The sequence below is a fragment of the Bacillus sp. JJ1533 genome, from assembly GCF_036965045.1.
Lineage (GTDB): Bacteria > Bacillota > Bacilli > Bacillales > Bacillaceae_L > Ferdinandcohnia.
This window is the reverse complement of the sequence record NZ_JBALOV010000036.1, coordinates 17,839-43,897: the sequence shown is the minus strand read 5'-3', so window position 1 is coordinate 43,897 and position 26,059 is coordinate 17,839. Positions and strand designations below refer to the sequence as shown.

Genomic DNA, 26,059 nt, shown 5'->3' with positions numbered 1-26,059 from the left:
CCTCATTTATTAATTTATAGAGAAAGAAACTGTTTCTTTCTAGAAATGCCCCTCTGACTTTTAATCAAACGCCTACTAAATTTTTCTTTCCATCACAGAAGAAACTTCTTTAAAACCAATTTCTTCATATAGCTTTTTTGCACGGTTACCTGAAAATACATTAAGCTGAACCCTGTTCAATCCTTCGCGATTCAAATATTTAAAGGCTTCATAACATAGTTTTTTAGCTATCCCTTTATTTCGATAATGGGGTAGGACGTATATTTCAAGTATAACTCCAATCATTTCATCCGTATAATTATCAACTGAACTGCCTACTCCGATCCAGCCTAAGATTCTATTTTTTTCAAGACAAATCAGATAATATCCACCGTTGGATAAAAATGGTGAAATCAAATCGAATGCTTTCTTCTTACTCGGTTTAACATGCCCCATAGTTGCTTCTTTTAAGACTTCCAAAGAATGATTGAGTATTCTCTGTGTTTCTTCATAAGTTGCTTTCCGAATCTGCACTGTTGCCCCTCCCTTATTATAAATCAAATTATTTATGTTTGTATTCCTAGAATATGCAAAGTATACCTGTACTAATAAACCTATAACCAAAATAGTTAATTTGCTTACTTTCACCGTTCTACAAATTTCCGCGCTTGTCTTAGGACATCTGACCTCTGCGAAACTCAATTTCTTACATATGATGGTAACTATCTAACGGGTTTGGGGGTGATTTGGATGTCTGTTGGACATATTCATTCTTTGTGTCATAAATACAGGGGTAGAGCTGTTATTATTAGAATGCGAGATGGAAGAATTCATAGAGGGATCATTCATCGTGTAACACGAGATCGTGTATTCCTTCGTCCTTTAGGGGCAAGAAGAAGTTTTGGTGGATATGGGTATGGTTATTATGGTTATGGTTTCGGTGGCTTTGGAGCTGGTCTTGCAATAGGTGCTATTGCAGGCATTGCCCTAGCAGGGGCGTTCTGGTGGTAGGTTAATAAGATTAATATTTAGAAAATATTTACGTTGAAGGACATTTCAAGTTTCATAATAAGACTGAAATGTCCTTCAATGATAAACTTTTTCATTACAACTTTCATAAAAATGAAAATAACTTAAAAAATGGGAGAGATGAAAAAATGTTTTATGGAAGACCAAGACAGCCTTTTCCTTTCAGATCTAACCATCCTGGTAGACCACGCAGGGCATTCACTCAGTCTCGGCCATCAAATACTCCAAGTCTTTTGTCACATTTTCAAACACAGGATGGTAAGCTTGATTTTAATAAGATCACGTCCACAGCGGGACAAATGAGAAAAGTATATAGCCAAGTGAGCCCCTTACTATCCATGTTTTTGAAAAAATAAAGAATAGGTGGAGTATAGATGAACTACACATACCTTGATAGTTTAGCCACTTATGGAGTTGGGGGTGCTCACCCTGGAGGATTACAACTTACCAAGCAACTATTAGCAAGGGAAAAAATAAATCGTAAATCAACAATACTTGATGTCGGCTGTGGAACCGGACAAACATCAGCATACATTTTCATGCAATATAAGTGTCGTGTTGCAGCATTGGATGGCAATAAAATAATGGTGAATAAGGCCAAACAAAGATTTCGTTCTTTGCACATACCAATTAATATTGTTCATGGGCGTACTGAAAATCTGCCTTTTAAAAATGAGGTATTTGATTTTATTCTCTCAGAGTCAGTAACAGCATTTACAAATATTCCTGTAAGCCTTTCAGAATATAAAAGGGTACTAAAGCCAAATGGTGTACTGTTGGCGATTGAGATGACAGCTGAACCACTTCCTTTTACAAAAAAGGAAAAGCAGTTTATTTGTGATTTTTACGGTGTCTCTGATTTATTAACTGAAACAGACTGGCGTAATTATTTCGGAAAATCAGGGTTTCGCCACGTAACAGTTGAAAAACACATGCATCATTTTGTTCCGCAGGATGTTATGTATGCAAATGACTTTATGCTTTCAAATCAAATAAATGATGAACATCATGAGATTCTTGAACAGCATCAACAAATCGTAAGCAAATACAAAGATAAATTAAACTTTAGAGTATTTAGGTGTATCGCCTAATTACCCTCACTAGAAAACGCTTGGAAAACCAAGCGTTATTTGTGTGAGGTAATTTATTTTTACTGTATGATAAATCTGAAAAGGGAGGGTATGTCTTCGTTTATTAATTGTATAAATGCATGAAATTTTGCTATTTTTTTCCTGCCCTTGCTTCAGCGGTCTGCTTAATCAATTGATGCCCAAATACTGCTACTCCAGCTGCAATTACTCCGTTATAAACGGCCTCCGCTGTTAACCCAAAGAAAAATGCACCTCCTACTAAAGAAACTCCTAACAAGATCCAAGTAATAGACCAGTTTGGAATTGAAGGCGTTGCCTTAAGGAAATAACCAATTACCCAAAGAACAGGTACTAACATATAATAATTTTCATTTAGAAATTGTAGCAAGTCCATTGTTGTCACCTCCTTCAGTGTATCGTATGAACGGGGAGGACAATGTGCTTGTATGAATGTACTAACTTGAAAAAAAATTAGTGAGTGAATACTCATTTTTATATTGACTGGAATATAATACAAGAGCATAATGTGAGTAAGCACTCACTTTTTATTTAATAAATTTTCCTATGTGAGATGTTTGTTAAAAGGGGGCATTTTTAATGAATGTAACGGTACAAATCGAAAAAGTTAGTAAAAGCTATGGGAAAAAGAACGTGTTGAATGAAATTGACCTTGCAATCGAGGAAGGAACTATTTATGGCTTTATAGGGCCTTCAGGAGCGGGTAAAACAACATTGGTCAAGATGATTGTAGGGATGGACTCACCTGACGATGGATCGATTCATGTTTTAGGGAGGAAAATGCCAAATTTGGAGTTGTTGCAGGATATCGGTTATATGGCCCAATCTGATGCCCTTTACACAGAGCTAACAGGGAAGGAAAATCTCGCATTTTTTGCTTCACTTTATAAGCTAAATCGTGCCCAGACAAAAGAAAGAATTGCCTATACTTCAAAGCTCGTAAACCTTACCGATGATTTAAATAAAAAGGTATCTACTTATTCCGGTGGGATGAAACGCCGTTTGTCACTGGCCATCGCCTTAATTCAAAACCCGAAAATGCTTATTTTAGATGAACCGACTGTCGGAATAGATCCGGAGCTAAGGCTTACAATTTGGAGTGAACTAATCCGCTTAAAAAAGGAAGAAGGAAAAACGATTATTGTCACAACCCATGTCATGGAAGAGGCAGAGCGATGCGATTATATTGCGATGGTCCGGGATGGACAAATTTTAGCAAGAGGTACGCCAACTGAATTAAAAGAAACATACCAAGCAAGTAATTTTGATGAGGTATTTTTACATGCGGGGAGGGTGAGACAATGAGAACCATTGCACTCATAAAAAGAATCTTTCAACAGCTGCTTCGCGATAAGCGAACATTAGCCTTGTTATTTGTAGCGCCGCTTTTAGTCTTATCACTTATGTATGTTATGTTTAACGGTGATACCGCAGAACCAACATTGGGTATTGTAGACATTGATCAGCAACTAGCAGACTCCTTACAACAGTCGGATATAAAAATTGAGCAGATTGACCAAGCACCGAATCCTAAACAAACAATACTAGATCACAAGCTTGATGGGTTACTAGCAATGGAAAATAACAAAGTAATTCTAACATTAACAAACAGTGACCCCACAACCGCAAAAACCTTGCAAATGAAGGTGAGTCAAGTGTTTGCTGCCCAGGCACAGGAAAAACTGGTGAAACAGATACCTGCAATGGGGAACTTACCTAAAGTCGATTTAGAAATAAACTATGTTTACGGGGATAGTGATACGGTATTTTTTGATGTACTCTCTCCAATATTGATTGGCTACTTTGTATTCTTTTTTGTCTTTCTAATATCAGGTATTGGATTGTTAAAGGAGAGAACAACAGGTACCTTAGAGAGAATGATGGCAACGCCTATCCGTAGGGGAGAAATAGTGACTGCCTATTTGGTTGGCTTTGGAATATTTGCTATCATTCAAACAGTTATTGTCGTATTCTTTGCAATTTCTGTGTTAGATATCGTGCTAGTAGGATCAATTTGGAACGTGATTCTCATTAATTTATTGCTTGCATTAGTTGCTTTATCGTTAGGCATTTTATTGTCGGCATTTGCTGCATCAGAATTTCAAATGATTCAATTTATACCAATTGTCATCATCCCACAAATATTCTTCTCTGGCATTTTTCCTCTTGAGGGAATGGCTGATTGGCTTCAGATGATTGCAAAAGTTATGCCGATCTATTACGCAGCTGATGCATTAAAGGGTGTCATGTATCAAGGCTTAGGATTCACTGATATCGGTTTTGACCTTTTAGCATTAGTCATATTTGCTACAGTTTTTATCATATTAAACGTTTTTGCGTTAAAAAAATACCGTGCATTGTAACATAAGGACGTGAAAGAATTTGTCTAAAGAAAATCTATTGGATGCCATTATTGAACAAACAAGATTATCGAAGAAACCAACTGAAAAACAACAAAAAATCGCTGAAACTGCAATCAAAATGTTTGCTGAAAAAGGCTACTCAAACACATCTACAAGTGAAATTGCAAAAGCAGCCGGAGTTGCAGAAGGAACCATTTTTCGTCATTACGGTACAAAAGACAATTTATTGCTTTCAGTTATCATTCCATTTCTAAAAGAAGCTTTACCGGGGATGGCCGAAAAAGTATTTAAAGAGGTACTAACGGAGGACACAATATACTTTGAAGATTTTTTAAGAAGGATAATCAAAAACAGGATGGAATTCATCAGCGAAAATCAAGAAGTCTTTCAAATTATCGTGAAGGAATTAGTCTATAGTGAAACATTAAGAAAGGAATTTCTTCCGTATTTCACTGCCAATGTAATAAACCGCATTACACATGTAATTGAACTATTCAAAAGCCGTGGAGAAATAAAGGATCTTCCTACAGATTTGATTGTAAAAATGCTAATGACTACATTCGGTGGATTCCTTGTTACTAATTTTGTTCTTTTACCATCCCAAGATACAATGGATACCGACAAAGAAGCAGACAATCTCGTCCGTTTTGTCATGGACGGAATCCGAAACTAAATCAGCCTTGCCCCACAATTAAATGGGCAAGGCTAGTTTTTACAACGACACTGTTACGGATTGATTTTTTCGTTGGATAGACTCTTTCTTCCCATGCAAGAGGAAGTAAAGAATGATCGTTGATAAAGCAACAATTCCTAATATCGAATAAAGCTTGCTGTACCCAGTTATCGGAACAAGAAAACCTAATAGATAAGGACCAAAACCTAAACCTGCGTCTAAAAAGATGTAGAAGGTTGAAGTCGCAAGTCCCATGCGATGTGTTGGTGTTAACTTGATTGCCACGGCCTGAGTACATGACTGCATATTCCCAAATCCAAGTCCGATAAGTGCACCAGATAGAAGAAGGGTCATGCTGTTATGTGCCATACTTAAAAGAAACATCCCAATCGCTAGGATAAAAAAGGCGGGATACATGACATAGTTGGCACCTTTTATATCCATTAAGCGTCCAGTGAAGGGACGTGAAATTAGAATCGCAATTGAATAAACAAGGAAGAAAAAACTTGCGGACGTTACTAAATCAATTTCAATTGCGTAAAAATTGATAAATGACAGAACACCTGCATAACAAAGTGATATCGCAAATGTAACAATTGCGATTGGCAGTGCCCGCGGTTCCACAAAATTAGCAATGGAAAAGCGCTTTTTCTCTTGATTTTGATGGGTCTGTGTTTCGATTGGTGGTACATACAAGGCGAATGAAGTAAGCAGGCCAATGATGCCAATCACAAGACAAAGTCCGAAGATAACTTGGTAACTCGTATGCTGGGACATATATAGACCAATAAAAGGTCCGATGGCGGTTGCTAATGTCGCGCTCATACTAAAGTAACCAATTCCTTCTCCCCTGCGTTTAGGTGGTATGATTTGTGCTACGATTGTACCCGTTGCTGTACTGGCGATACCGAGAGTGATTCCGTGAATGAAACGATTAATTAGAAGAAAAGTGATTCCGGCATGTACGAAGTATAGAAAGGTGGTAATGGTAAATAAAACTAACCCGATAAACAATGTGTTTTTACGACCAATCAGATCAATATAACGGCCGATAAAAAGGCGGCCAATTAATGTTCCTACGATAAAGATTCCAGTAACGAGCCCGGCCTGGCTGGTAGAGGCATGATATTCATCAACGGCATACACCGCAATAATGACAACTAATAGATAAAAAATAAAAGTTAAGAAAAAGTTGATGGAGGAAACGATGATAAAATCCTTCGTCCACAGTTTTTGATTATCCAAGTTGAAACTCTCCTTACTTTAATAGATTGCTGCGAATTGCTTTCATAACATGTATAGCTTCAAGCAATTCTTTCTCAGAAACTCCTTTGATGATTTCCTGTTCAAATTCATCGACCGTCTTTCGAACTTCTCGATAAACGTTTTTACCGAGAGTGGTAAGCTGCATTCTTTTTTCTCGCTTGTCTTTCCCAGGAACATGTTCCACATATCCAAGTTCTTCTAGACGATTAATGGTTCTTGTGACCGTAGGTTTTTCGACACCAAGGTAAGTAGAAATTTCCACGAGTGTTGGGGAACCAAAATTGACAATATAGTAAAGAATTGACCACTGTGCCCGATAAAGTTGATGCTTACTTAGTTCCACATTTAGCTTGCTTTCAAAAGGACGGTACACCTGTGTTAATTGCTGAAAAAATAATTGAAATGTCTCGATTGGAGTTCACTCCTTATTATCAAATAGTTACCTAGGGTAACCATTTGATAATAGTAACAGAAATCACCTTAATAGTCTATGGGTAAAACCATTACATAAATACAAATAGCGTATAAAACTGTTTCCAGTCTACACGCTATTTTCATCAGGTCGCTTATTTAAGAGCCAAGAACATGATTTTCATGCTCCTTCACTCTGCTGATAAAAATCAGTGCCACAATCAAGCTTCCTGCTGCAGCTAAAAACAATACACTAAACCCAAAGAGGTCAATTAAATAACCGATAACTGGTGGTGATGTAATGGCTGCCAGTGAGGAAACTAAATAATAGAGTCCCGTTCTTGTGCCATAGCTTTTTTCACTACCAGTCGAAACAATAAATGGGTATGCGTTAATATTAACAAGGGCCCAAAAAATGCCACCTAAAAATAGGATAAGTCTCAAGTAAACAACTGAAACTACCCAATTTAACAGTAAAAAGGAAACAATTAATCCGATAACTCCGATCAAAATCACATTTTTCTTACCGAATTTTGCACCAAGCAGGCCACTTGGAATGGCAGAAATGACAAAGCTTAAGGAAAAAAAGGTTAATGAAAATGCAGAAGCGCTTTTAGAAAGGCCTAATTCGTTCACGCCATATAATGTAAACAAAGCTTCCATTCCCTGGATGGCAATGAACCAAAAAAAGATGGCGGCTAACAGATAGAGGGTAGAAGAATTTAGTTCTTCCCGATAGTTAATTTTCGGTACGGTTGTTTCGGTATATGAAAGGGCATCGCGGTGCTCTTTGATATTTTTAAATACGATCCACAAAGTGATTAAAAAGACGATAGAAACCGCAATAAATGGAAGGGTCTCGTCAACGCTAAATAAGTACGAGCCGATACTAAATGCTAAGATGGCTCCACAGCCACCCATAAAATTAATAATTCCATTTGCATTTGTTCGTTTAGGTTCGGGCGTGATATCAGGCATTAATGCAATGGTTGGAGAACGGAAAACCGCCATCGATAAGTTCATACACAGCATAAAAATGAGCAAGGAAACTAACCCTGTGTGGAGAGGAATCAGTGTATAAAATAGCGCCGCGAGCGGAACACCAATCAGTAAATATGGCATCCTTCGTCCGAAACGCGTCCGAGTTCGGTCACTGAGATGACCGATATATGGCTGTAAAAAAAGAGCGATATAATTATCGATGGTCATGAGAAATCCAATTAACGCAGTACTTGTAATGAAATTATCGAGAAAAAAAGGAACAAATCCATTATATAAAGACCACCCAAGACTAATGCTAAAAAAGCCAAACCCTAACAGCCAAGTTTTTCTCATGTCCGATCTCCTTAAAAAACAGTAGTACTAATTTATGCATGGGAATAGTCCTTTTTGCCTGTTTTATCTGATTCTTTCGAAACTGTTTTATTTGTTTAAAGCGCGAAAATAATGTATGGTAGGTAATATGTGAATTTCAGATAAAAGCAATCTAGAAAGTGAGAAGATGAATCATATGAAAGAGCAAAGCCTTATCTTTTTTGATATAGATGGAACATTGTTGAACGATGATAAAAAACTCCCATCCTCGGCAAAGGAAGCCATTTTTAAACTTAAAGAACGGGGTCATGAAGTTGCGATTGCTACGGGTCGAGCTCCATTTATGTTCGAAGACCTGCGTGAGGAGCTCGGAATCGGAACGTACGTCAGCTATAACGGTCAATATGTCGTGTTAAACGGTGAAGAAATATATACTAACCCATTAAATGAAGAAGCTCTTTTACAGCTTACAGAAACAGCACTTGCTAATAATCACCCTGTAGTTTATATGGACCATGAGGACATGAAGGCAAATGTTCCAGAACATGAATTCATTACAGAAAGCATAGCAACCTTAAAAATCAAAAGCTTCCCAACCTATGATCCAAAGTATTATGAAGGACGTAAATTGTTCCAATCACTTTTATTTGTCCAAGAAGGAGAAGAAGCCCAGTACGAAGAAGGCTTCAAGGACTTTGACTTTGTTCGCTGGCATCCGCTCTCTGTTGACGTCCTTCCAAGTGGCGGGTCAAAAGCACAAGGGATTGAAAAGCTTGTTGAGAAGTTAGGTATTCCGGAAGAACGAGTATATGCCTTTGGAGACGGATTAAATGACATCGAAATGCTGACCACGATTCAAAATAGTGTTGCCATGGGAAATGCACTTGACGAAGTAAAAGAAGTAGCCAAATATGTGACAAAATCGGTTGAAGAAGACGGAATTTTGAACGGACTAAAGATGGTCGGGTTGTTATAAGGATGAGAGAAGGTCAAGATGATTCTTGATCTTCTTTTTTATGCAAACTTTTAAGAAAATTAGGATATTAAATGTCAATCCAGGCTAGTTTGTTTTATAATAGAATTATTATTTCGCTTTACGAAGCATTTAGGGGGATTATTCAAATGGCATTATTACGTTCAGAGGTTCCTGTTGAACAAACATGGAACCTACACGATTTATTTGAAACAGACGAAGCATGGGAGAAGGAACTTGAATCCTTACAATCGGACATTCAAACTGTTACACAATTCAAGGGATCTGTTGGTACGACGGCAAAAACATTGTTTGACTGCTTAGTGGCAAAGGATGCTTTGCAGGAAAGAGTGATGCGTGTTGTGAGCTATGCAGATTTACACATGTCGGTTGATGGGACAAATTCTGTTTATCAGGAAAACTCAGCCAGAGCAGCATCCTTAATCTCAAATGTGAAAGCAAGTCTGTCATTTATAACATCAGAATTGCTTGCACTAGACGCTGAAACAATCAAAGCCTATATAAAAGAGGAGCCTGGCTTACAGGAATTCCAAAAAACGTTAACAGATATACTCGAAGCGAAGGAACATACACTTTCCCCGGATGCTGAAGAAGTATTAGCAGCTTTTGGTGAGATTATGGATTCTCCGTATATGATTTATCAAAGAAGTAAGACATCAGATATGCAGTTTTCATCATTTACGACGGATGATGGGGTTGAGCATCCGCTGACCTTCAACTCTTTCCCGAAATATGAGGACTCCGCTAATACAGAATGGCGACGTAAGGGATCTGCGGCTTTTGCTGAAACACTGGCTAAATATAAAAACACGTATGCAGCCACCTATGCAACAGAAGTTAAGAAGCAAGTCATTGAAGCGCGCTTACGCGGGTATGATTCTGTAACAGAGATGCTCTTAGAAGAACAAGAGGTAACTCAAGAAATGTACCACAATCAGTTACATACGATTCAAACGGAATTAGCTCCACACATGCGACGTCTTGCAAAACTAAAGCAACGCGTTTTAGGGCTTGAAAAAATGTATTATAGTGATTTAAAGGCACCACTTGATCCAGGTTTCGACCCTGAGGTTACATATGAAGAGGCCTCAAAGTTAGTGCTGGATGCCTTACAGGTGATGGGACCGGAGTATGTTGAAATTATGGAAGAAGGGATTCAAAACCGATGGGTTGACTTAGCCGATAATATCGGAAAGCGATCTGGTGCATTTTGTTCAAGCCCCTATGGCGCCCATCCGTACATATTAATGACCTGGAATAATTCAATGCGAAACACATTTACCCTCGCTCATGAATTAGGACATGCTGGGCACTTTGTGTTAGCTGGCCGCAATCAGCGAATCTCAAACACACGTCCTTCACGATATTTTATCGAGGCGCCATCGACGATGAATGAGATGTTGCTAAGCAGACATATGTTGTCCCAGTCGAATGATAATCGAATGAAGCGTTGGGTCATTTTACAATCCTTAGGCACCTATTACCATAATTTTGTTACACATATTCTTGAAGGCGAATTGCAACGACGAATCTATGAGTTAGCACATAACGGCACCCCAATTACAGCCAATATTTTATGTGACCAAAAAACAGAGTTACTTTCCGCATTCTGGGGAGAGGAAGTCGAAATGGATGATTTAGCTGCGCTAACATGGATGCGTCAGCCACATTATTATATGGGCTTATATCCATATACGTATTCCGCTGGGTTAACTGCTTCAACAGCAGCCTCCCAAATGATTCAAGAAGAAGGTCAACCTGCGGTAGAACGTTGGCTATCTGCATTAAAAGCAGGTGGGACAATGAAACCACTTGAGTTAATGAAACTTGCTGGAGTGGATATGTCAACACCGGAGCCAATTAAAAAGGCAGTTGCCTATGTTGGTTCATTGGTAGATGAGCTTGAAAAGAGTTTTTAAGACCATGTATGTGTAAAAACAGATTCGCAGCATAACCTAAGGAAAGGTGAAAAATTTTAAAGCCTGTTCAATGATTCATTTGTTTACCTCTGTAGTACAATAGAAGTAAAGAGTTAGATTATAAAAATGGGGGATTCACATGGATGAAATGGAAAAGCATTATTCGGACGATAAATTTTGGGAAAAACTAAAAAAGTTTGCGCTAAGAGCAGGTCATTCGGTTGTGTACACGGCACTTTTGCTTTACTATGTGCTACAAAAGCCAAATCTCCCTGCTAAAGCAAGGGTGACGATTCTTGCTGCATTAGGATACTTTATTTTTCCGGTTGACCTCATTCCAGACCTCGCTGTTGGTATTGGGTTTACAGATGATCTTGGTGCTTTAGGTGTTGCGCTTTTCCAAGTCGCCATGCATATCGATGAAGACGTCAAAGCAAAGGCTAAGGCAAAGCTAGTTGATTGGTTTGGCGATGATGTTGATACCTCAGATGTAGATGAAAAGCTTTAGAATATTAGAACCAGAACTACCCTTATTTTGCTTGGGGTAGTTCTTTTTTTAAGGTAATAGACCTTGGTTTTTTCGGCTCATAATGCAGAATGCCTTTTTCGCTAAGGCGATCAAGATATGCTTTGATTGTACTTGTCGAGTTCACAGATGTGCAAAGCCTTGAAAGCTCACGCATTGTCGGAGCTTCGTGGTGCTTCCTCAAGTATTTTTCGATTTGCTCAAGTATTTCTTTTTCGGTATGCTCCATTCGCATTTGTAATGTTCTAATTTGCAAATTTAACAACTCCTTTTTTCCTCGGTACTGCTGCTGATAGTATGCTATCTATTTTAAAGGTTCGATTTTTATTACGAAGCAGGCAATAGGCTTTGATTGTAGTTTCTTGGATATCTAAAACCTGAATTTGCCGTTGTGTAAGAATTCCACTATGAGACATATAGATGATTTCGATTGGTGTGTGCTGAAGCCTGGCACGCTGTAACATCCCGCGCATATAATCATCTCCTTTTTTTTATTATATACGAACATATATTCTATTATCAACTAAAAATAGAACGTTTATTCTCTTTTTGCAAAATTAAGGATGGATGAAAACGGGGTACCAATTGGAATTAAGCGGGCTAACTCCTCCACATCACGGGTATACATTCGAATACAGCCTTTCGAAATCGATTTACCGATTGAAGATACGAACGAATAGAAATAAAAAAACACCAGGCTAAAAGCCTAGTGCATTACGATTTTGTTGAAATGTTTGGGGTGGATTGCTGAGTGGAGTCCGCGATTTTTTCCCCTTGGACACCGTGCGTTTCCAGCAATTCCAAGATTCTTTCAAGGTGGGCTTCTTTTTCGATAACAACGAAATTGACAAATGGAAAAATTCCTTTTACCTTAATCGTTAGTTTATAGCCGAAATTCATGCGGTCATTGATACCATATAAATCGTGCCAACGTATAATTCGTTCGACCTTATATTCCTTGACCCGGCTGTAAGAAAAATATCTACCTTGGAGGATGATCCCTTTTGGCAATATAAATAGATTTCCTCTGTGGCGAACAGCACTGATAATAGCAAAAAAGAGATACGCCAACGAGAAGAAAGAAGACCCTAGAAAATCAGTTGTTAGGATGAGCAACAGTAGCCCCATAAGGAACGCAATGGCAACAACAGTGCCCCATTTGACAAATTTATAAGATTTCGTTGATTTAGAGAGTGGTTCCATTTCCTTATATTCAGTAGGAATAAAAATGCCATGAAATTCATCTTCCGTTTGCGGGAAAAGCGCCTCTTTTGAAAGATCGACAGCCTTTTTGATGCTAATTCTGTATTGAATTAAATAATACACGCCCAGTATAAAAATTATCGTAAAAAGGATATTGAGAAACAAGTTATCACCCACCTCGGCTTTTCCATTGTATTCTACCTCTATTTTTTCATACAAAATTCCTTTTGAAAAGGAAAAAAGACCACAAAGTTGTGGCCTTTCTTGTTATACTGCTTGTTTTGCATCTTCAACAATATGATATAGCAGGTGGGCAAGATGATGGATTGGACCATACTCTTGTTCTTCGCCCTCAGATTCCTCTTCTGAGAACTCAAGGTCATTGAGGTACAATGCCATAAATTCATAAAAATCCGTAATCTCGAATTCGAAGCAGTATGTAGGGTCTTCACTTTCCTCTTCATATTGTAGGGCAAGATAATGTAAATTACCCTCGGCATCTTCGCCATCGAAAAAGACAAAAAACCCGATATTTGTATCGAGCTCAAATAGGTGACGCGTACCACCTTCTGTTACTCGGTTAAAATCCTCTTCTTCAAGAATATTGACTTTCATTGCTTCAACCGCATCTTCCTTATGAAACGAAACAGTAATTGATTTCATCATTACACCTCCTTTGTATCCTTAATAGAATGTACAGAAAAAAGGAAATAAAATCAAATACGTTAAATAAATGGCGGTAAACAAAAAACTATTTCAGTATAGTTGTTAAACTATTCGTAATTTAGTAGACTTTATGTATATTTCTAATTTTTGTAAACGAAACGGAGAACCTAATGATAGCTTCATTTATAAAAGTAGCCTGTAAACAATTGGTATTGTGGTGCATTACAACAGCTCTGCTCCTAATTGTGATATTTATTCCGCGTGATGTCATATATGAGACTAGTAAATATGGAGATATACAAAAAATTGTATATGACTATAGTGTAGAACAGCATGTGAATAACATAAAAGACTTTTTTACCTTTTTACAAGAAAATAATGGATTGGGATTTTATTCTGATGGGAATACAGTTGAGCTCCATGTGTTAAGTACCTCAGGAAGAAGTCTTTTGTTGATTGTCCCAGCAATTATGATCGGTTTCTTTTTAGGAATCATGAAAGGGGTTATTGATTATTTTATAAAAAATAAAAAAACTGGTGTGGGGAGTGGGCTGACCTGGTTTGTATTATCCGTTCCAGATCTCTTTTTTATGATTGGGATTCAGCTTCTACTTATGTTTTTATATGAGATTGGGCAATTCCCGCATATTGATTTATATGGGCATGAAAAGCTTGAAAATGTTGTCGTATGTATTCTCTTTTTGGCGATGTATCCTTTATTTCTGATTGCCAACCTTACATATACAAGTCTTGTTGAAGAAGAATCGAAGGATTACATCAGAACTGCGAAGTCAAAAGGAATTTCGCGATATAAAACAATTACCTTTCATATGTTGAAGAATGCCTTACAGAAAATCAACATCAACAGCAATACGATGACTTTATATGTTTTATCCAATTTATTTATAGTGGAATTTCTAACGAACTATCGTGGAGCTGCTTATTATTTTTACAAAGCAATTGCATCGCCAAGTAGATTTGCAGAAGGTACAAATTTTCACATGAACACGAATAGTGCGGTGGGATTTGTGGTTGTATTTACGCTCATAATCCTGGTTTCGAATCTGTTTTTTCTATTACTAAGTCAATTGGTTTCACCGAAAGGAAAAGAAGCATGAAGAATCCATCCCTAACAATTGGAACACTCATCTTAAGTTTTATTTTACTCTTGGCCCTTTTTGGCCCTTATCTTCCGTACATTGATGAGGATTTAACAGAACATTTATATTTAAAAAATGAAGATGGGACATTGATCACACCGCCGTTTTCGCCATCAAACGAATTCCTATTGGGGAGTGATCGTAAGGGTGTTGACTTGTTAAGTAGGCTTGTCATTGGAACTCGAGAAACCCTTCTTATTATCTTTAGTGTGGTGATCATCCGGTTTTTGATTGGGGCTTTCTTGGGAATGGGGGCCTTTTACTCTCGGATTCTAAAGGCGGTTTTACGGATTTGGCATCAGGTATTTTCGTATATTCCTTCTATTTTTCTTATTGTTATGATTGTAGGAATTCCTTTCTTTCTATACTCACCGAACCGGCCATTTTGGTTTATTCTAGTTTTGGCACTGATTGAGGTTGGTAGAGTAGGAGATATCATTTTTAAATATGTGAGTGAGATTGCAACGAAGCCTTATTATGAGGCTGGTATTGTTGCGGGTGGTTCGCCGTTTCGTTTAACACAACGGTATTTTTACCCAAACATGAAGACACAATTGATCACCCTTATTGCAAATGAGTTAGGGCGAACCTTGTTTCTCATTGCCCAGCTTGGGATTGTAGGCATTTTTATCAGTGTGGCTTTCGAAAATGATGCAGTCGGTGCAATTTATACAGTGAATGCTTCTGATTCCTGGCCCCTTATACTCTCCACCATTTTAAACGATATGTGGGGTGTGAAATTAATTCCGTTTAGTGCCATTTTCTTAATTGCGATCACTGTCCTATCGTTCTATTTAATTGGAAATGGGCTTGTAAAGAAAACAAATAAGAAATGAAAAGGGCAGGCATCCGTATTTTTACAAGAATGATAGTTTTGAGGTATAGATACAAAAAAACTTGGCTATCCTTGTTAAAGAGGTGAGGGACGGATGAAGATGACAATTGCATTAATCCTATCGTTTGGGATATTAGCTGGTTTTTTCTCGAATAATCAAGCCACTCAAAGGAATGATCTAGAAGAGATAAAAATACTTGCGGATAAAAATAATATTGAAGTAACAGCATGGATGGCTTTATCACGAGGTAAGGTTGGACAAGCAAATGATGTACATGATATGAAAAATCAGATTGAACAATTCATGAGCAATCATGATTCATATAGTTGGAAAACGATTCTTGAGGAAGAAAACAGCCATTATGTTTGGCAAGGCAACAAAACGAATGAATACGGAATCACAGAGTCCATTAAGTTAAAAGCATACAAATCAAGTGGAGAGTACGAGATCGCAATTACAAATGAAGTGAAAGGTTCAAAGCTAACCAAAGAGCAGATTCAGTGGGTTAGTGAAACTTTCGAGGATAGCAAAACCTTTTATTCACTATCAGGTGTAATGTTATCTTCTAACAAGTTACGTGAAGTTGCGGCAGGGATTATTGAAGATGCAGAAGCGGAAGCGGTGGAACAGCTTCATGAAGAAAAATTTATTTCTATTTCAGCTTACTCAAAGGCGTTTGAATCGGAATTAATGACAGCAGAGCAGGAAAAAATAAACTTGCAGATTGGTTTAAGAGCAAACCTAGAGAGCAATGAAATCGATGTAACGATTGGAACACCGATTATTACAACGGAATATTAACATAAAAGGCTTGGAGGTTTTCCGCGCCTTTTTCTTTACAAAAAATTAACATAATCTTATCGTTTCAAAGAAAGTTCACACTTTATAATAGAAATAGACACCACGTTAATCTTGTACAAAAGGTAGGAGCCCATGAAAACAAATCATTTACGTAATTTAATACACTTTCTTGCTTTTTTAAAAAAGAAAAGGGCCACATTATACCAAGAATACAAACGGGATGAAGATCTTAAATTACTCATGCATAAATCAAAAGTAAAAACTATGTTTCAACCTATACTTTCCCTTAAGGAAGGCTCTACAGAAGGTTTTGAAATATTGAACAGACCTGAAAGCACCGTGCATTTTCCAACAACTGAAACCTTTTATGACTATGTTGGGGAAAGCTCTTATGTAGTGATGGTCGAACAGTTCTTGAGAAATCTTTCAATCGAACGATTTGCAGAGCAGGTACATAAGCAAAATGAATGCAGGGATCCACTTGTGTTTCTTAATATCCAAACACAGGTATTGGCAGACCCTTGTTGGCGTAGTGGGATTACGATGGAATTGCTTGAAAAATATAATCTATCCCCAAACCAAATTGTATTAGAATTAACGGAAAAACAATCTGTTAAAAATTATAATCTATTTAAAGAACTGATTGAGCATTATCGACAACAAGGCTTCCGAATCGCGGTTGATGATGCGGGGACCGGATACAATAGCTTACAGACCCTAGTATACTTAAAGCCTGAATTTATTAAGCTTGATAAGTCACTTATACGGAACATTCACTGTCATCGAGAAAACCAGCACCTAGTGAAGCTTTTGGTAAAATACGCGACACAGGTGGGAACGAAAATCATTGCTGAAGGTATTGAAACAGATGACGAACTGGAGTTTTTACAAAGTATAGATGTACACATGGGGCAGGGGTTTGCACTTGGCAGACCAAGTCAAAAGCTACAGCAGGGAAGTATGCCTAAGGTAAATATTCACGACCAATTAGCGTTAACTCTTTTGTTTGGTCATCAAAATCGTCTAATGTAAGATAGACGCTATTTTTTATTGTTTTGCAGCAGCTTTTTACTTTTGCTGACTCCAAGCTTAATTGTTCGAGCGATGTAATGGCTCTTTTTCTATTGTGAATGACTGCAATTGAGATACTTGCCAAAGGTAATTTTTCGAAGACACCTTGTCTACTTACTCCAGTAACATACCCTTGTAAAAGATCCTCCTGTGAATAAAAAATCTTTAGCGAGTCTGTAAACCCAGCGATAATGTTTTCGCATATGGATTGATAGTGATAATGTGGAATAGTTGCTATAAAATCATCTCCACCAATATGTCCAATGAAGGATGGCTCATTTTCAGTGACCATGACAGAATCAGTTAGAATCATGGCTGTTTCTTTAATTAATTCGTCTCCCTTTGAAAATCCGTATGTATCGTTAAAGGCTTTAAAGGAATCAATATCGATATATAAGACACTAAATCGTTTATATGTAAGGACTTCTTGCAATGTCTCTTTTATTACATTGTTACCCGGTAGTCCGGTTAAAGGGTTAGAGTAGCGTGCATTTCTTATCTGTATCTCCGAAAGCTTCATAATCAGTTCGCGAATGCTAACGATTCCAAAGAAGGTATTATCCTTTGTTACAATGACGGCATCATATAAATGCTCTAATTTTCGGCTCATTGCAAGAGAACTTACTTCCGTTAAAGATAAACTATAATCCACAATTAAAATTTCCTGGTCCATGACTAAATCAATCGTTCGTTTCATAAAAAGGTCAAATCCATATTTGATGGAGAGCCTTTGAAAAAAGTGTGTTTTCATTACCAAACCTACCGGTTGTCGATCTGAGCAAACAACGATTCCTTCAATGGCAGTCTCCTTTTCGAAGGTCATATAGACTTCCTCACATTTTGTTGAAGGAGACACAATGAAACTCTCTTTCGCTATTTCTCCTATCACAATGTCCATTTAACAGTCCATCTCCTATACTATTATTTTTTCTAGATGCAATCCTAAATAGGAAAAGAGAAATAATACCAAGTACCTATAAATAGACTATCAGTCTCCTATTAATAATTTAATGTAACAACGTTAATATTTTGTAAATTAAGTATTAATTTTCTATTTTTTGACAATGAAAGTAAAGAGATGTCACCTTATCAATTGGATGTATAAGTGCATATTTATGATTTTTTGAAATTTTATGTTAAATTAATAGAATAAAACTTTTGAGAAAGGATGAACATAATGTCACTTGAAAGTGTAAAAGAGCATTTTAAAAAATGGAATCGTGAACAGGATGTTATGGAATTTGATACTGTGAGTGCAACCGTGGATCAGGCAGCTGAAACAATTGGTGTTGCGCCTGAAAGGATTGCGAAGACGCTATCTTTTCGCGGAGAAGGAGATGCAGCCATTTTAGTCGTCACAGCGGGTGATGCGAAGATTGATAATAAAAAATTCCGTCATACCTTTGGGTTTAAGGCAAGAATGCTATCTGGAGAAGAAGTAGTTGAGCAAACCGGACATGTGATTGGTGGCGTATGCCCTTTTGGACTTGCGAACAATCTAGACGTATATGTCGATGAATCGTTAAAGCGTTTTACAACGGTATTCCCTGCTTGTGGCAGCGTCAACTCTGCCATCGAATTGACATGTGATGAACTTTTCCAATATTCCGAAGCGAAGGAATGGGTTGACGTGTGCAAAGGCTGGCAAACCGAAGAAACAGAAGAAAAAGAAGCGGTACATAACAAATAAGGAAATAGGTGGGACGGAGGGACGGGTTCCTCGCTGCTCGCAAAGTTTGTTTGGAACAAAAATAACCGACCTGACATAGTATGCTATATGGCCCAGAAATCCATAATAAAATGAGCGGCAGGAGGGTTATGATGTTTCATGCAAGGTTGGTTCAATATACATTAGGCACAGGCCAGAGGTTAATCGCTGAGCAATTAACAAAAGAATTTGATAAAGTCAGTAGAGGTCTAATGGGATTTAGAGGGAATGTCTATTTTTTTGATGATTCCACTGGTGAATATAGAGTAGTAAATTACTGGGATACGAAGCAAGATGCAGAGGCGGCCCATCAAGTAATCTCTCCAAAATTAGAAGAGGTGCTACAGAAATACACAAATGAAAAGCCTACTTATCGTTTTTTTGAAATATTTGATGGGATTGATGATGGAGAAATCCTCTCGTCGCATACCATTACTAAATGAAAAAGAGCTTGAATTCCAAGCTCTTTTTCTTATTCCACTAGTCCAATCGATTTTAACCCGTTGTACACTCCAGAATTTTCAACGTCTGTTGTTTTGTGCTTCGCATAGGAAAATAAATCAGGATTGGCGTTGCCCATTGCAAATCCCGAACCAACTGTCGACAGCATTTCTTTATCATTCATGCCATCTCCAAATGCAACTGCATGTTCAGGTGAAAGCTGAAGTGCAGCCAACACGGCTTTAACGGCAACCCCTTTGTTGACCTTCTCACGAATCACATCGCGGCAGTTTTTCATGCCTTCCACATTTACAGAGGCAAGATGAATTTCATTAAGATGCTCAAATTTCTTTTCTGCATGTTCCTGGGTAGTGATAATGGTTGAACCCAAAATATCGACCTTGTTTGTATCGTCATACAGCTCATTCTTTTTTAGATGAAAAGTACTTATGAAGTCTTTTACAATCTCAGATTCCATGCTAGGGAACATGTTTTTATTTTTAGAGTACAGAACAATATCGAAATTATTTTCCTTAGTCGTTTTTAAAAGGTTGTCGACTAAGCCAGGTGGAAGTGGTTCGTTAAAGAGTGTTTCATCGTTATGCACGGCAAACGCACCATTGTAAGCAATATAGGATGAAATAGAAAGCTCATCCCCAATGTCAGTTATCTCATGAAGCGGTCTGCCAGTTGCAAGAAACACCTCAATTCCTTTTTCCTTCAGCTGTACAACTGCATTTTTTGTGGATTCCTCAATCGTATCATCCGGCCGTAAAATCGTTCCATCTATATCAAGAAAGACAATTTTTATATCAAGCATGATTTTCTCCTTTTTTGTATTAGTATACCATTGTTTTAGTTTGAAACCTGATAGCAGGTTTATTCGTATAAGTAAGTATGAAGGAGGGGACGGAAATGCGTGCGAAAATGGGTGGACTCATTCTTTTAATAGGGTTTTTGTTAATTTTTCCGGGTCAAGGATTTGCAGTGGACTATTGGATCAATGATGTGAAAATGGATGCAAACCTCAAAGATGATGGGATTGTTCACGTAACTGAAACCCATACCTACGAATTTGATGGAGAATTTAACGGGATTACCCGGACTATTATTCCGAAGGTAGGAAGTTCGATAAAGGACTTTTCCGCAATTGAAAATGGAAAAGAGTTGCGAACAGAAAAGGAAGATGACCTTTATAAAATCCATCGTAAGGGGAAAGATGAAACCATTTCTATTACACTCAGTTACACGATACATAATGGTATAGAAATCTACGAGGATGTAGCACAATTTTATTGGCCTTTTTTTGATAACAGGAATGAATCGACCTATGAAAATCTAGTCATTACAATCCACCCGCCACAATCAACGAGTGATGTCATTGCGTTTGGGTATGATCAGGCATTTCAAACCGAATCAGTGCAATCTGACGGATCAGTAGTGTTTCGTTTAGGAGAGGTTCCGAGTGAAACGAATGGAGATATTCGCGTTGCGTATCCTGTTGAATTATTTTCAGGGGCAACCTATGTCACTTCTGACAAGCCGATGAAAGATGAAATTATAAATGATAAAAATGAACTGCTGGCAAAAGCGCAGGAAAGAGCCGAGACAAAAGACGTTCTTTCAAAGGTCGCATGGTTTTTAGTTCCAATTTTTACGTTACTCTTTTTGATCTTAATCATTCGAAATTGGATGGAAGGCAGGGCAAAACTTGCAGCAGTTAAAAGAGATATGGAAAATCCCGGTGCACTGCCAAAGCAAGTGATGAGTTTGCCGGCAACCATGTATTATACGAACCATAATTATCTTCCACAGGGACAGTCAATGGCTGCAGCATTATTGGATCTAGTGAGGAAAAAGATGGTGAGACAGGTTTCAGATGAAAAGTTTCAGCTTGTAAATCAGTCGGGAGCCTTATTACATGAGAGCATTTTAATGGAATGGTTATTTGAAAAAATTGGCCGAAATGGTGTGTTTGACTTATCAGATCTAGAAACCTATTCAAAAAACAAAAAGAACTCTGAAAAATACACAAGTTTTCAAATGAAATGGGGAGAGGCTGTCCGGAATGAGGTGAAAGAGCACCAACTTTATGAGGATAAATCCAAATTTAAGTTATTTTTAGGATTATTAAGCATTGTCTTAGTTCCATTTTTATTTCTGTTCCCCATGTATGAGTTATTTACATGGTTTGTATTAACATTGATTTTATTTGGAGGAATCATTATTTACTTAATCGCCTATCGCCCGAAAAATAGCGAGGGACTAAGGATTTTCCATGAGTGGTTGATGTTCAGAGAAAGTTATAAGGCGTTATCGCACGATGAGTGGAAAAAGTGGTCTGATGATGACCAGATGCGGGCATACATTTATGGGCTTGGCGGGGGAGATAAGGGAATGATGAAACAGAATGAAGATCTGATATTCGCCCTCAACAAACCTTATTATGGTGAAAGTGTAGGTTTCTACCCTTTCTCCGTGTATTCTTTGGGGTATGTAGGACCAAACGCCTCTGCCCAATTTGAGTCTGCAAATGAATCAATTGGAAGTGGCAGTAGCGTTGGTGGAAGCAGCAGCGGGGGAGGAACCGGTGGCGGCGGAGGAGGATCTGGGGCTTTTTGATTGGCGAGAATCCGTCTCAAGGATCTTTAGCGAGATGAATAGCTCCAAATAATCCTTCATAACCAATCTATAAAAAGCGGCTGCCTACAAGGCTGCCGCTTTACCATCTTTAATACAATTTTCCTTGACGATGCAAGACAGTTGAGAGTCTCATGACAGAATGAATATAGCAATTTTGTCTCAACGTGAAGGAATCAGCAAAGAAAGCAGGCAAGATTGAATCGAGTGTACCTTGCATTTTCTTCATTAGCTGACTAAAAACTTCTTCCTCGGAATAAAACTGCGTTTCACGGCCTTGCAGCCACTCCAAGTAGGACACGATCACGCCGCCTGCATTGGCAAGAATGTCCGGGATAATGAGGACACCTTTTTTACTTAAATAGTCATCCGCATCACTTGTAATGGGAGCATTCGCACCTTCGACAATGATCGGTGCTTTAATTTGTTCCATATTGTCAGAACGTATTTGATCCTCTAGAGCTGCCAGGATAAGACCATCTACATCGAGGTAAAGGATCGCTTCTCTGTCAAGGATGTCTGCTTTTACTCCAGCAATAGCCAATTCCTCGTTTGATACTGGAAGATCTCCCTTGTTTCCTTTTGTGAATTTTACGAGAGAAGGAATGTTTAATCCGTCCTCATTAAATAATGTAACATTCCGGTCGCTTACCGCCACCACTTTATTTTGCAGATGAGAACATTGATACGCTTCTAAAGCCGCAACCGAACCCACATTTCCAAACCCCTGAACAGCAAGCTTCATTGCCTTATTTTCAAATCTTGCCACTGTTTTTGCAAAGATATTATCCGTTTTTGTGAGCAGGCTTTTCTGGTTCTGAAGAAAGTCGTGAAACAGATAACGGAAGGTAAAATAGACCCCCTTGCCAGTTGCCTCCCGTCTTCCTAATGAACCGCCATTGACTATACTCTTTCCGGTAAAACTGCCACGATATGGTGTACCAGGCCGGATACTTTTATATTCAGCCATCATCCAGTCCATTTCACGCTCACCTGAACCCACGTCTGGTGCAGGAATATCTTTATCTGGCCCGAGACTATCGGCAAAATAACGAACATATTTTTGACAAATTAAATGAAGCTCTCTTTCAGATAGTGTTCTAGGATTGACAACGAGTCCGCCTTTTCCGCCACCAAAAGGAACATCATGAAGGGCATTTTTTAATGTCATTAGAGATGCAAGATTAATGACTTCATCTTCATTGACAGTTTCGTGGAACCTGATTCCGCCCTTATAAGGACCTAAAGCATTATTATGCTGTACGCGGTAGGCTGGAATTCGAACGACTTGACCATTTTCTAACGGGATTCTTAAAAAAGACTTATGTACATGATTCGGAGTCGAAAGTATCGAGGCTAGTGAGGTAAAAGCTTGCTCCCGGGTATTTCCTGCTAATTCTGGAATAAACGTGTTATCTTCCATTAAAGCATCTAATGATTTTTGTACGATTTGCTTCGTTTTATTCAATTCCATTCCTCCTTATGCTGAAAGTGTTTTCAATTAAATTGTAACATGTGGATAAGTCTTGTGTCCTATCATATGTTTACATGAGGTTCTCGGATAGATTCGTTCCCTGACTAACGTTATTTTTATTTGCACTTCTTTAAGGATTCAAATATGATAATACATATCAGATTAATAGGGATTGGAGAGCGGATTATGGCTAAAATAATATATATTATCCATGAAAATGACGAGTGGACTGTTCATTTAACTAAACGTTTAGATGAGTTGCAGCTTCCATATGAGACTTGGCATCTTGATAAAGGGATTATCGATTTAACATCTGAGCCACCCGAGGGGGTGTTCTACAATCGAATGAGTGCCTCCTCACACACGAGAGACCACCGATTCGCTCCTGAATTAACAGGCGGGATTCTAGATTGGCTTGAGTTCCATAACCGCACAGTTTTTAATGGGAGTAATGCTTTGCGACTAGAACTCAGTAAAATTAAGCAATACACGGCCCTTGAAGCTAATGGTATTCGAACACCGAAAACGATTGGGGCAGTGGGACGCGAGCAAATTATAGAAGCAGCCGAAAAGCTAGGTACAACACCTTTTATTACGAAACATAATCGCGCAGGGAAAGGTCTTGGCGTCCAATTATTCCAGTCTGTGGATTCCTTGAAAGGGTATGTAAATAGTGATGCATTCGAAGAGCCGGTTGACGGTATTACGCTCATTCAGGAATATATCCAGTCACCAGAATCCTATATTACGAGAGCCGAATTTGTGGGTGGTAAATATGTGTATTCTGTGCGGGTTGATACGTCAGAAGGATTTGAGCTTTGCCCTGCAGATGCTTGTCAAATAGGCGATCTGTTTTGCCCAGTAGGAGAAGAGGCAGAAGTGCGTCCGAAATTTGAAATCATAGAAGACGTTAGTCCAGAATTGATCTCACGGTATGAAGCGTTTCTTAAAGATGTAAAAATTGATGTAGCAGGTATTGAGTTTGTGAAAAATGCAGCTGGGGAAGTATTCACTTATGATGTGAATACCAACACGAACTACAATTGGGATGCAGAAGCAAAAGCCGGTAAATACGGAATGCTTGAGCTTGCAAAATTTCTTGGAGCAGCTTTGGAAAAAATTTAAATGTAGAGTTTTACAGTTAAAAAAAGAGGGGTGTCCTCAAAAGTCATTTTTCAACGACTTTTCGGACAGCCCCTTTGTTTGTCTTCGCCGAATAGATTTTAAAAAGAATAAACGCAACGGCTGAAAGGAAAATACCTGATATATAAGGTAATCCCATTGAGATTGTATAAAGCATGCCACCTAAAATAGGTCCAAGGATTCTTCCAAGTGAGTCGAAGGAAGATAATAACCCTGTGACGCTTCCATGTCCAGTCTTAGAACGCTTTGTTAATAAGGCTGAAACCGCAGGACGAATAACACCATTACCGACACCAAAAATCGTCAAGTAAATCGCAGCAGTAAGGAAATCCTTCGTAAATAAAATAAGGAAGAAACCTAAAGCTGATACAAAAATTCCAATTTGAATCACAAAGCCTTCACCAAACCGCTTTGTCAATCTTCCAACGAGCCCACCTTGGACAATCGCTCCAGCGAGCCCCATAATCATAAAAATATAACCGAGTTCCGTTGTCCCTAATCCAGCTTTTTCAGCGGCAAAGTAGGCAAAGGTGGCCTCAAGTCCAGAGAGGGATAGCGTAATAAATAAAGAAAGAAAAAACAGAACAGATTCTGGACCGTTAATTGCTTTTAATAGACCAGTTCTTTTTCGATCTTTTGGATGTCTTAACTCCTTTGGCAGAGATTCCTTAAGGACTACCATCACAAGGAAAAAAGTTATTAGGGATAAGATACCTGCTATGTAAAAAGGCATTTGTAAATCCGTTTTTGAAAAAATACCACCAATTGCTGGGCCGAAAATAAATCCTAGACCAATCGATGCCCCGATGACTCCCATTCCTTTGCCACGGTCTTCCTCAGACGTAATATCGGCAGCATAGGCCATTACGGTTGGCATATTTGCGGCTGAAAGGAAGCCCCCAATGACTCTTGCTGCAAAAAGCATCCACAGCTCTGTAGATAAAGCCATTAAAAGGAAGGATACGGCAAGGCCAAAAATACCAATCATGATAACTGGCTTACGTCCAATCCGGTCTGAAATTCTTCCCCACATTGGCGCAAACAAAAATTGCATCAAGGAATAAACAGCCATGAGCAGACCTAATTCAGTTGGAGAAGCACCAAGGTCTTCTGCATAAAAGGGGATAACAGGAATAATGATTCCAAACCCGACATAAACCAAAAACATAACGGCAAAAAGAATAGGTAACGCTTTTTTTGTCTCCAAAATATGTCACTCCAGTATGATAGCTTACCTTCCTATAATAAATTAAATGTTAACAATTTGCGAGTCGTTGCAGGGAGAAGTTACAAAAAAGTTAACAAAAAAAGCATCTTCATGATGAAGATGCTT

The 26,059-nt window shown here is 38.3% G+C and carries 30 protein-coding genes and 1 pseudogene; 17 read left to right on the top strand and 14 right to left on the bottom strand.

The features are described from left to right. Positions 1-75 precede the first annotated feature (75 nt). Positions 76-627, bottom strand: a complete 552-nt coding sequence (locus tag V7138_RS19660; RefSeq protein ID WP_335400711.1) for a GNAT family N-acetyltransferase — start codon at positions 625-627, stop codon at positions 76-78. Between the two features lie 102 nt (positions 628-729). On the opposite strand from V7138_RS19660, the gene V7138_RS19655 reads away from it, so the two are divergent. From V7138_RS19655 to V7138_RS19650, 3 genes are all read left to right on the top strand, one after another. Next, positions 730-990, top strand: a complete 261-nt coding sequence (locus V7138_RS19655) for a hypothetical protein (RefSeq protein ID WP_335400709.1) — start codon at positions 730-732, stop codon at positions 988-990. 68 nt (positions 991-1,058) lie between these two features. Next, positions 1,059-1,364 carry a YppG family protein gene (locus tag V7138_RS25325; RefSeq protein WP_438824382.1) on the top strand — a complete coding sequence of 102 codons (306 nt, stop codon included), beginning with the start codon at positions 1,059-1,061 and terminating at the stop codon, positions 1,362-1,364. Between the two features lie 18 nt (positions 1,365-1,382). Continuing rightward, the gene (locus tag V7138_RS19650; RefSeq protein WP_335400707.1) at positions 1,383-2,099 is read left to right on the top strand and encodes a class I SAM-dependent methyltransferase; all 717 of its coding nucleotides are present in this window, start codon (positions 1,383-1,385) and stop codon (positions 2,097-2,099) included. Positions 2,100-2,229: 130 nt separating this feature from the next. Here V7138_RS19650 and V7138_RS19645 read toward each other — a convergent pair whose 3' ends face one another. Next, positions 2,230-2,493: a phage holin family protein gene (locus tag V7138_RS19645; RefSeq protein WP_335400706.1), complete on the bottom strand. Its 264-nt coding sequence runs from the start codon at positions 2,491-2,493 to the stop codon at positions 2,230-2,232. A gap of 203 nt (positions 2,494-2,696) precedes the next feature. On the opposite strand from V7138_RS19645, the gene V7138_RS19640 reads away from it, so the two are divergent. Genes V7138_RS19640 through V7138_RS19630 form a run of 3 tightly spaced genes read left to right on the top strand, consistent with a single transcriptional unit; the run spans position 2,697 to position 5,153 of the window. Continuing rightward, positions 2,697-3,422 (top strand): ABC transporter ATP-binding protein, encoded by a 726-nt coding sequence (locus tag V7138_RS19640; RefSeq protein WP_335400704.1) that lies wholly within the window; start codon positions 2,697-2,699, stop codon positions 3,420-3,422. Further along, positions 3,419-4,480 carry an ABC transporter permease gene (locus tag V7138_RS19635; protein ID WP_335400702.1) on the top strand — a complete coding sequence of 354 codons (1,062 nt, stop codon included), beginning with the start codon at positions 3,419-3,421 and terminating at the stop codon, positions 4,478-4,480. The genes V7138_RS19640 and V7138_RS19635 overlap by 4 nt, the downstream gene beginning before the upstream one ends. Before the next feature lie 19 nt (positions 4,481-4,499). Continuing rightward, positions 4,500-5,153 carry a TetR/AcrR family transcriptional regulator gene (locus V7138_RS19630; RefSeq protein ID WP_335400700.1) on the top strand — a complete coding sequence of 218 codons (654 nt, stop codon included), beginning with the start codon at positions 4,500-4,502 and terminating at the stop codon, positions 5,151-5,153. 39 nt (positions 5,154-5,192) lie between these two features. Here V7138_RS19630 and V7138_RS19625 read toward each other — a convergent pair whose 3' ends face one another. The 3 genes from V7138_RS19625 to V7138_RS19615 all read right to left on the bottom strand — a co-directional run bounded on the left by V7138_RS19625 (position 5,193) and on the right by V7138_RS19615 (position 8,165). After that, the gene (locus V7138_RS19625; RefSeq protein ID WP_335400698.1) at positions 5,193-6,398 is read right to left on the bottom strand and encodes an MFS transporter; all 1,206 of its coding nucleotides are present in this window, start codon (positions 6,396-6,398) and stop codon (positions 5,193-5,195) included. 13 nt (positions 6,399-6,411) lie between these two features. Further along, positions 6,412-6,831: a MarR family winged helix-turn-helix transcriptional regulator gene (locus V7138_RS19620; RefSeq protein ID WP_335400858.1), complete on the bottom strand. Its 420-nt coding sequence runs from the start codon at positions 6,829-6,831 to the stop codon at positions 6,412-6,414. Between the two features lie 158 nt (positions 6,832-6,989). After that, a complete protein-coding gene (locus V7138_RS19615; RefSeq protein WP_335400696.1) occupies positions 6,990-8,165 on the bottom strand; it encodes an SLC45 family MFS transporter in 1,176 nt (391 codons plus the stop codon). 175 nt (positions 8,166-8,340) lie between these two features. Here V7138_RS19615 and V7138_RS19610 point away from each other — a divergent pair, with 175 nt between their 5' ends. From V7138_RS19610 to V7138_RS19600, 3 genes are all read left to right on the top strand, one after another. After that, positions 8,341-9,120 carry a Cof-type HAD-IIB family hydrolase gene (locus V7138_RS19610; RefSeq protein ID WP_335400695.1) on the top strand — a complete coding sequence of 260 codons (780 nt, stop codon included), beginning with the start codon at positions 8,341-8,343 and terminating at the stop codon, positions 9,118-9,120. Between the two features lie 146 nt (positions 9,121-9,266). Next, entirely contained in the window at positions 9,267-11,057 is a 1,791-nt protein-coding gene (pepF, locus tag V7138_RS19605; RefSeq protein ID WP_335400694.1) for an oligoendopeptidase F, read from the top strand. 148 nt (positions 11,058-11,205) lie between these two features. Beyond that, positions 11,206-11,565, top strand: a complete 360-nt coding sequence (locus tag V7138_RS19600) for a YkvA family protein (protein WP_438824384.1) — start codon at positions 11,206-11,208, stop codon at positions 11,563-11,565. Between the two features lie 22 nt (positions 11,566-11,587). Here V7138_RS19600 and V7138_RS19595 read toward each other — a convergent pair whose 3' ends face one another. The 5 genes and pseudogenes from V7138_RS19595 to V7138_RS19575 form a co-directional block, all read right to left on the bottom strand. After that, positions 11,588-11,839, bottom strand: a complete 252-nt coding sequence (locus V7138_RS19595; protein WP_335400691.1) for a LexA family protein — start codon at positions 11,837-11,839, stop codon at positions 11,588-11,590. After that, on the bottom strand, positions 11,829-12,056 hold the full coding sequence (locus V7138_RS19590; protein WP_335400689.1) for a hypothetical protein: 228 nt from the start codon (positions 12,054-12,056) through the stop codon (positions 11,829-11,831). Before V7138_RS19590 ends, V7138_RS19595 begins: the two co-directional genes overlap by 11 nt. 65 nt (positions 12,057-12,121) lie before the next feature. Beyond that, positions 12,122-12,250: pseudogene (locus V7138_RS19585) on the bottom strand (L,D-transpeptidase); the annotation flags it as partial. A gap of 47 nt (positions 12,251-12,297) precedes the next feature. Beyond that, positions 12,298-12,951: a hypothetical protein gene (locus V7138_RS19580; RefSeq protein ID WP_335400687.1), complete on the bottom strand. Its 654-nt coding sequence runs from the start codon at positions 12,949-12,951 to the stop codon at positions 12,298-12,300. Positions 12,952-13,053: 102 nt separating this feature from the next. Continuing rightward, a complete protein-coding gene (locus tag V7138_RS19575; RefSeq protein ID WP_335400685.1) occupies positions 13,054-13,449 on the bottom strand; it encodes a cytosolic protein in 396 nt (131 codons plus the stop codon). A gap of 173 nt (positions 13,450-13,622) precedes the next feature. On the opposite strand from V7138_RS19575, the gene V7138_RS19570 reads away from it, so the two are divergent. The 4 genes from V7138_RS19570 (at position 13,623) to V7138_RS19555 (ending at position 17,281) form a co-directional block, all read left to right on the top strand. Next, positions 13,623-14,570, top strand: coding sequence for an ABC transporter permease subunit (locus tag V7138_RS19570; RefSeq protein WP_335400683.1), 948 nt, complete (start codon positions 13,623-13,625; stop codon positions 14,568-14,570). Continuing rightward, positions 14,567-15,448: an ABC transporter permease gene (locus V7138_RS19565; RefSeq protein WP_335400681.1), complete on the top strand. Its 882-nt coding sequence runs from the start codon at positions 14,567-14,569 to the stop codon at positions 15,446-15,448. Before V7138_RS19570 ends, V7138_RS19565 begins: the two co-directional genes overlap by 4 nt. Positions 15,449-15,541: 93 nt before the next feature. Next, complete coding sequence (locus V7138_RS19560; protein ID WP_335400679.1) at positions 15,542-16,249, top strand: YwmB family TATA-box binding protein; 708 nt, start codon at positions 15,542-15,544, stop codon at positions 16,247-16,249. Between the two features lie 132 nt (positions 16,250-16,381). Beyond that, positions 16,382-17,281, top strand: coding sequence for an EAL domain-containing protein (locus V7138_RS19555; RefSeq protein WP_335400677.1), 900 nt, complete (start codon positions 16,382-16,384; stop codon positions 17,279-17,281). On the opposite strand, the gene V7138_RS19550 is transcribed toward V7138_RS19555, so the two are convergent. Further along, on the bottom strand, positions 17,214-18,218 hold the full coding sequence (locus tag V7138_RS19550) for a GGDEF domain-containing protein (RefSeq protein WP_335400674.1): 1,005 nt from the start codon (positions 18,216-18,218) through the stop codon (positions 17,214-17,216). The genes V7138_RS19555 and V7138_RS19550 overlap by 68 nt on opposite strands. Positions 18,219-18,497: 279 nt before the next feature. On the opposite strand from V7138_RS19550, the gene V7138_RS19545 reads away from it, so the two are divergent. Next, complete coding sequence (locus tag V7138_RS19545) at positions 18,498-19,010, top strand: YbaK/EbsC family protein (protein WP_335400672.1); 513 nt, start codon at positions 18,498-18,500, stop codon at positions 19,008-19,010. 131 nt (positions 19,011-19,141) lie between these two features. Further along, the gene (locus V7138_RS19540) at positions 19,142-19,471 is read left to right on the top strand and encodes a hypothetical protein (RefSeq protein ID WP_335400670.1); all 330 of its coding nucleotides are present in this window, start codon (positions 19,142-19,144) and stop codon (positions 19,469-19,471) included. Positions 19,472-19,500: 29 nt separating this feature from the next. Here V7138_RS19540 and V7138_RS19535 read toward each other — a convergent pair whose 3' ends face one another. Beyond that, on the bottom strand, positions 19,501-20,289 hold the full coding sequence (locus V7138_RS19535) for an HAD family hydrolase (protein ID WP_335400668.1): 789 nt from the start codon (positions 20,287-20,289) through the stop codon (positions 19,501-19,503). A gap of 95 nt (positions 20,290-20,384) precedes the next feature. On the opposite strand from V7138_RS19535, the gene V7138_RS19530 reads away from it, so the two are divergent. Then, a complete protein-coding gene (locus tag V7138_RS19530) occupies positions 20,385-22,091 on the top strand; it encodes a DUF2207 domain-containing protein (protein ID WP_335400666.1) in 1,707 nt (568 codons plus the stop codon). 109 nt (positions 22,092-22,200) lie between these two features. On the opposite strand, the gene V7138_RS19525 is transcribed toward V7138_RS19530, so the two are convergent. Further along, complete coding sequence (locus V7138_RS19525) at positions 22,201-23,583, bottom strand: Glu/Leu/Phe/Val family dehydrogenase (RefSeq protein WP_335400664.1); 1,383 nt, start codon at positions 23,581-23,583, stop codon at positions 22,201-22,203. 186 nt (positions 23,584-23,769) lie between these two features. Here V7138_RS19525 and V7138_RS19520 point away from each other — a divergent pair, with 186 nt between their 5' ends. Further along, positions 23,770-24,708, top strand: coding sequence for an ATP-grasp domain-containing protein (locus V7138_RS19520; protein ID WP_335400662.1), 939 nt, complete (start codon positions 23,770-23,772; stop codon positions 24,706-24,708). Between the two features lie 43 nt (positions 24,709-24,751). Here V7138_RS19520 and V7138_RS19515 read toward each other — a convergent pair whose 3' ends face one another. After that, on the bottom strand, positions 24,752-25,933 hold the full coding sequence (locus tag V7138_RS19515; protein ID WP_335400660.1) for an MFS transporter: 1,182 nt from the start codon (positions 25,931-25,933) through the stop codon (positions 24,752-24,754). Between the last annotated feature and the right edge of the window lie 126 nt (positions 25,934-26,059).

Excerpts from the sequence above, each read along its gene's own strand:
- V7138_RS19650 (WP_335400707.1), top strand. The coding sequence starts at position 1,383 with ATGAACTACACATACCTTGATAGTTTAGCCACTTATGGAGTTGGGGGT.
- V7138_RS19590 (WP_335400689.1), bottom strand. The coding sequence starts at position 12,056 with ATGCGCGGGATGTTACAGCGTGCCAGGCTTCAGCACACACCAATCGAA.
- V7138_RS19615 (WP_335400696.1), bottom strand. The coding sequence starts at position 8,165 with ATGAGAAAAACTTGGCTGTTAGGGTTTGGCTTTTTTAGCATTAGTCTT.
- V7138_RS19530 (WP_335400666.1), top strand. The coding sequence starts at position 20,385 with ATGCGTGCGAAAATGGGTGGACTCATTCTTTTAATAGGGTTTTTGTTA.
- V7138_RS19565 (WP_335400681.1), top strand. The coding sequence starts at position 14,567 with ATGAAGAATCCATCCCTAACAATTGGAACACTCATCTTAAGTTTTATT.
- pepF (WP_335400694.1), top strand. The coding sequence starts at position 9,267 with ATGGCATTATTACGTTCAGAGGTTCCTGTTGAACAAACATGGAACCTA.
- V7138_RS19570 (WP_335400683.1), top strand. The coding sequence starts at position 13,623 with ATGATAGCTTCATTTATAAAAGTAGCCTGTAAACAATTGGTATTGTGG.
- V7138_RS19545 (WP_335400672.1), top strand. The coding sequence starts at position 18,498 with ATGTCACTTGAAAGTGTAAAAGAGCATTTTAAAAAATGGAATCGTGAA.
- V7138_RS19635 (WP_335400702.1), top strand. The coding sequence starts at position 3,419 with ATGAGAACCATTGCACTCATAAAAAGAATCTTTCAACAGCTGCTTCGC.
- V7138_RS25325 (WP_438824382.1), top strand. The coding sequence starts at position 1,059 with ATGTCCTTCAATGATAAACTTTTTCATTACAACTTTCATAAAAATGAA.
- V7138_RS19560 (WP_335400679.1), top strand. The coding sequence starts at position 15,542 with ATGAAGATGACAATTGCATTAATCCTATCGTTTGGGATATTAGCTGGT.
- V7138_RS19575 (WP_335400685.1), bottom strand. The coding sequence starts at position 13,449 with ATGAAATCAATTACTGTTTCGTTTCATAAGGAAGATGCGGTTGAAGCA.
- V7138_RS19655 (WP_335400709.1), top strand. The coding sequence starts at position 730 with ATGTCTGTTGGACATATTCATTCTTTGTGTCATAAATACAGGGGTAGA.
- V7138_RS19535 (WP_335400668.1), bottom strand. The coding sequence starts at position 20,289 with ATGCTTGATATAAAAATTGTCTTTCTTGATATAGATGGAACGATTTTA.
- V7138_RS19520 (WP_335400662.1), top strand. The coding sequence starts at position 23,770 with ATGGCTAAAATAATATATATTATCCATGAAAATGACGAGTGGACTGTT.
- V7138_RS19600 (WP_438824384.1), top strand. The coding sequence starts at position 11,206 with ATGGAAAAGCATTATTCGGACGATAAATTTTGGGAAAAACTAAAAAAG.
- V7138_RS19640 (WP_335400704.1), top strand. The coding sequence starts at position 2,697 with ATGAATGTAACGGTACAAATCGAAAAAGTTAGTAAAAGCTATGGGAAA.
- V7138_RS19525 (WP_335400664.1), bottom strand. The coding sequence starts at position 23,583 with ATGGAATTGAATAAAACGAAGCAAATCGTACAAAAATCATTAGATGCT.
- V7138_RS19555 (WP_335400677.1), top strand. The coding sequence starts at position 16,382 with ATGAAAACAAATCATTTACGTAATTTAATACACTTTCTTGCTTTTTTA.
- V7138_RS19540 (WP_335400670.1), top strand. The coding sequence starts at position 19,142 with ATGTTTCATGCAAGGTTGGTTCAATATACATTAGGCACAGGCCAGAGG.
- V7138_RS19610 (WP_335400695.1), top strand. The coding sequence starts at position 8,341 with ATGAAAGAGCAAAGCCTTATCTTTTTTGATATAGATGGAACATTGTTG.
- V7138_RS19645 (WP_335400706.1), bottom strand. The coding sequence starts at position 2,493 with ATGGACTTGCTACAATTTCTAAATGAAAATTATTATATGTTAGTACCT.
- V7138_RS19550 (WP_335400674.1), bottom strand. The coding sequence starts at position 18,218 with ATGGACATTGTGATAGGAGAAATAGCGAAAGAGAGTTTCATTGTGTCT.